Raw genomic sequence first — 5,269 nt, 5'->3', positions numbered from 1 at the left:
AGGTAACAGTAATCGGGGCAGTAAGCATGAAACAAGTTTTGGCTGTGATGACGTTGAATAGTTCAATGGATGGAAATGCATTTAAAGTCTTTATTGAAAAGTGTTTACTTCCCCAACTCTGGACGGGTGCTGTAGTTGTTATGGATAATGTCCCTGCACATAAAGTGGAAGGAATCGAGTCTTTAATTCAATCAAAGGGTGCAAATGTTCTTTATCAGTCACCTTATTCTCCTGACTTTAATCCCATCGAACATTGGTGGTCACAATTAAAAGCTTTTTTACGCTCCTTTTCTCCAACCTCTTCAAAAATGGTTGATGTTCTCATCGCAACTGCACTTAATTTGATTAATCCAGAGCATTTAAAAAACTGGTTTACAAACTGTTGTTACTGTACCTCATAAACCTGCAATACGCTGTAATTTTGCTGACGGCATTAAATTTAGTGCTAAAGATTCGTCGAGAAATACAACCCTGCTAACTATTAGTCAGCCTATTGGTTTAGTAATTGAAGCAAATTCAGGCGCAATCCATATTAAAGGTGAAGGACATGACTTGGCTGCTCCACCGTTTTTACCAACAAGAATGAGTAGTAATCAAATAGGTTTACAAGTAAAATCAGGAAATACATTAGGATTTATTGGAAATAATATATTTTTAGAAGGTGGTACGTTAACAGCAAGAGAAGGGCGTGTTGAATTAAATAGCATTAATGATGGTTTAGTCAACATTTTTCCAGATTCTTCAGGGTGGAATTTTTCTTTTGGAAGTGTATCTTCATTCAGTAATATTGATTTATCAAACCGTGCTTTTATTAATGCTAATGGTAATGGTAATAGTTCGATACATATACAAGGAAAGGGAGTTATACTTACTGATGGATCGGTAATTTTAATTCAAAACCAAGGCATAACACCAGCAGGTGCATTAAGTGTAACTGCCTCTGAATTTTTGAAGATAAACGGTAGCGATCCAGTTGCTAGAATTGCGGGCAGTTTACGAAATGAAAGTTTGAGCTTAGGTGCTGGAGGAGATATTAAAATTTTAGTTCCCAAGGTGATACTTGAAAATGGAGGACAAATTAATACATTAACTTTTGGTAAAGCTCCTGGTGGAAATATATTTGTAAATGCCTCTGATTCTGTCCAATTACTAGGAGTTTCACCTTTAACTCCCCGACTTTTCAGTTTAATTGCTGCTGGAGCTTTTGGCTCAGGAAATGCAGGTAATATTACTTTATCAACACCAAAATTAGTTGTTAAAAATGGAAGTGCTGTAACGTCTTCCAATTTTGGCAGTGGTCAAGGTGGTAATGTAATTTTAAATGCTGCTAATTCTATAGAAGTAACTGGGTATGCACCAGTAGTTTTTCAACCATCTACTATTGCTAGTACTACTTTTAATACTGGTAATGCTGGTAGTTTAACAATCAATACATCAACTTTAATAGTTCAGGATGGAGGAACAATTGATGCTTCTACCTTATCTAGTGGCAATAGTGGAAGTGTTACTATAAATGCCTCTGATTCTGTAACTTTAAGCGGAAAGATGGCTACTATTAACAATCCTAGTTCAGTGATTTCATCTGCTAGTACTGTGCCTCAAGTTTTACAACAATTATATAGAATTCCTCCAATACCTTCTGGAGAATCTGGAGATGTGACAATTAACACGCCAAGTTTAAGCATTAGCAACGGTGGATTAGTGAGTGTTCGTAACGAAGGTATTGGAAACGCTGGAAACGTTAATATCACTACGAATAGAATCAATATCTTTAATAATGGCGGAGGCATTAGCGCGACCACTGCCGTTGGTGAAGGTGGCGACATCAAAATAACCTCCAACATCATTCAACTAAGCTCTGGCAATATTTCTGCAACAGCTGGGCAGCAAGGCACTTCCGGAAACGGTGGTAACATCATCATTAACACGCACATTCTAACCGCCTCTAATAACAGCGCCATTACAGCCAACGCTTTTGAGGGACGAGGTGGGAACATCCGAATCAACACACAAGGGCTATTTATTTCGCCTAAAACACAAATTACTACGACTTCGCAACGAGGAATTGACGGTATAGTACAAATCAACTTCCAAGATAGAAATCCTGAGCAACTGAAAGCACAACCAGAAGCGATCGCACAAACCCCAAAAATTGCATCAGTTTGCCCAGGAAGATCGGGGGCAGTAGCAGGTAAGTTTGTTATTAGAGGTAGAGAAAGTGCGCCGGCTGAGTTGGACGACCCACTATATAATCAGGCTTTTCTAGAAAGTAGTTCTATACCTGTTGTAGAAAATCAACCTTTAACTAAAACACAGTCTTCAACAGTTGAAGATACTACGCAAATTGTAGAAGCTCAGGGTTGGGTATTTGATTCCAATGGACAAGTCACGTTAGTAGCAACCAAACCGAACGAAGTAACTCCTAATAGTCCCTTAAATTCTAGTTCATGTTCTTCTGTAACTCCAGTATCACAATTGTTCCCATTGGTGGAAACAAGTTACAGCGATGATTAAGAAAAGATGGCTGAAGTATTTATTTTTAGGGGTTCTGACTATTGCAATAGTTTGGAATTCGCCTCTTGTATTATTAGCTGGAACTAATAAGGATGAGTCAAAACAGCAACAAGCTCAACTGCTGCTCAAGGCAGGTAGAGGACAATTAAATCGAGATCGACCAGCAGAAGCCTTGAATAATTGGCAAGAAGCAACTAAGATTTATCGTCAACTAAATAATCAAGAGGGTATTACAGAAAGTCTGGTCTATCAAAACTTCGCTCTGCAAAAATTAGGTCTGCATTTCCAGGCTTGTAAAAAACTAGTGACTGCATTGAAACTGGATGAATGGCTCTGTGAGCCAAGGATGTTGCCAGTATCTATAAAAGAAAAAGAAAAACTAGCAACAATAATTCAACAGATTCATTTAACACCAGCAAACTTACTGGCATTGCAAAGTTTAGGGGAAGTGCTGCGTTTAAATTACAAATTAAGCGAATCTGAAATGGTTTTGGAACAAATATTATTAGGAACAAATATTTCTCCAGAGCAAGTTAACAAGATTGTCTTGTCATTAGGAAACACAAAGCAAGATATCTATAAACAAGCAATCCAGCAATATAAGTGGATAGAGGAACCACTCTTAACAGATGCGATTGTCAACTTTATTCCGCAAAAAGCACAGGAAGCACTTGACAAATATCAATTTGTAGCCATTCATTCAAACACGTCAATAAATATTAAACTTCAAGCTCAATTAAATAGTTTAGATTTACTATTAAATTTTCAAGAATGGCTGAAAACTCAACCGAATTTGCCAGATATTAATACAAAAATTAGTCAACGGATTCGACCATTAATAAATCTGATATTGCAAGAGTCTTCAGCTTTTGAAAGTTTATCGCGTGAGCAATCTATTCAAGCTAGGCTAAAATTCGCTAATAGTTTAAGTAAGTTGCCAGACCAACAGATACGCTTAAAGGCTATTGAATATGCTCAAGATGCTTGGCAAATAGCAAAAACTATTAAGAGCCAAAAGCTAGAAGCTAAAAGTTTAGAAGAATTAGGTAAATTCCAGCCAGAGAAAGCACTCTCTTATTTGGAAACAGCTTTAATTTTGGCTCAATCAATTCGCGCGGAAGATATTGTATACTCTTTACAAGAGCAGTTAGGCAAGTTGTATCAAAAACAAGGAAAAGTTGATGCCGCCCGTCAAGCCTATGGTGCAGCTGTTAACAGTATTACAAATCTTCGAGCTAATCTCTTGTCGAGTAATTCTGATTCACAATTTTTCTTTTATGAAAAGGTAAACCCCGTTTATCGCAGTTACATGGAATTGCTCGCTAAGAGTTCTACACCCGATTATGATTTGATAAGCCAAATTCACGAGCAACTCCACATGGCAGAATTAGAAGATTATCTCAAATGTGGTAGACTCGATCTCATTGCTTTAGATGAAATCCAAAACTTAAATGCCGCTTCAGCCATCATTCATATTATTAATTTGACCGACAGTATAGAAGTAATTGTTAAAATCCCAGGAAAACCACCCGCTCATCACTCTATAGATTCTAAATTAGTGATGAGTCATGTTGATGCACTGTTAAAATTGTTACAAGATAAAAGACTTTTTGCTACTAAAGAGCGCGTGCTTATTTCCCATTCTCAAGTAATTTATCAAAAATTATTTGCACCTTTAGAGCAATATTTACCAGATGCTGGTACATTAGTTTTTGTTTTGGATAAATCTTTTCAAAGCTTGCCCATGCAAGTGTTGCATGATGGAAAAGATTATTTATTAAATCGGTATAGCTTTTCAGGAACTTTGGGTTCAAGAATTCCAGTTCCCAAATCCCTACTAAAAGATAAAATGCAAGCTCTAATTGCTGGTTTATCTATACCAAGCCCCAGCTTGAAAGACATTAATGCTCCACCCAATGCAGTAGCACTACCTCAAGTCAAAGAAGAAGTAGCAGATGTCAAAAAACTAACTAAATCTTCTCTTACTTTATTGGATGAAGAATTTACTAGTGATAATTTTAAAGAAAAAATCAGTAAGACTAATTTTCCCATTGTTCATATTAGTACGCACGGGCAATTCAGTTCTGAGCCAACACACACAGGATTTCTCGCATACGATCGACAAATTAATATTGCAGAGTTTGACAGTTTATTAAGAAATAAAGCTCAAGTTAGTCCCCAAATGATTGAACTATTGGTCTTGAGTGCCTGTCAAACCGCAAAGGGAAACAAAAGGTCAGCCTTGGGGATTGCGGGAGTTGCAGTACAAGCAGGTGCGCGTAGTACAGTTGCTAGCTTGTGGTTGGTAGAAGCACAGTCTACAGTGATTTTGATGCAAGAATTTTATCGGGGATTAAACAGTGGCTTAACTAAAGCTGAAGCACTAAGACTTGCACAACTGAGCTTAAAATCCAATCCTACTTATAGTCATCCGTATTATTGGGCACCATTCATTTTGCTGGGAAGCTGGTTATAGAATTTAATGGTCTGACAACCATAAGTCGATCATCTTTTACTTGTTGTACCATTCAATTGCTCTAAGAGGCTATTTATAAAGTAAATCTAAAAGTGAGGAAAAAGAGGTTACGGCAAGTATAAGATACCTTGTAGACAGTGTATTTACATAGTTACTCATGGCGCGAAAGTTTTACCCCACAGACTTAACTAATATGGAGTGGGAAATCCTGTCTCCCTTAATTCCACCAGCTAAAGAGGGAGGCCATCCACGTACAACAGATATGCGTGAAATATGCAA

Annotated in this window: 3 protein-coding genes and 1 pseudogene; all 4 read left to right on the top strand. The window is 37.3% G+C overall.

What is annotated here, in order from left to right; genetic code table 11:
- Positions 1-401: transposase (locus tag I8752_RS21095; protein WP_214434246.1), on the top strand; the 401-nt coding region annotated here is incomplete at its 5' end.
- A gap of 7 nt (positions 402-408) precedes the next feature.
- Positions 409-2,514, top strand: a complete 2,106-nt coding sequence (locus I8752_RS21090) for a two-partner secretion domain-containing protein (RefSeq protein WP_318780877.1) — start codon at positions 409-411, stop codon at positions 2,512-2,514.
- Positions 2,507-4,990, top strand: coding sequence for a CHAT domain-containing protein (locus I8752_RS21085; protein WP_214434244.1), 2,484 nt, complete (start codon positions 2,507-2,509; stop codon positions 4,988-4,990). Before I8752_RS21090 ends, I8752_RS21085 begins: the two co-directional genes overlap by 8 nt.
- Positions 4,991-5,147: 157 nt before the next feature.
- Positions 5,148-5,269: pseudogene (locus I8752_RS21080) on the top strand (IS5/IS1182 family transposase); the annotation flags it as partial.

The sequence above is a fragment of the Dendronalium phyllosphericum CENA369 genome, assembly GCF_016056275.1.
Lineage (GTDB): Bacteria > Cyanobacteriota > Cyanobacteriia > Cyanobacteriales > Nostocaceae > Dendronalium > Dendronalium phyllosphericum.
This window is presented reverse-complemented; position numbering and strand designations above follow the sequence as displayed.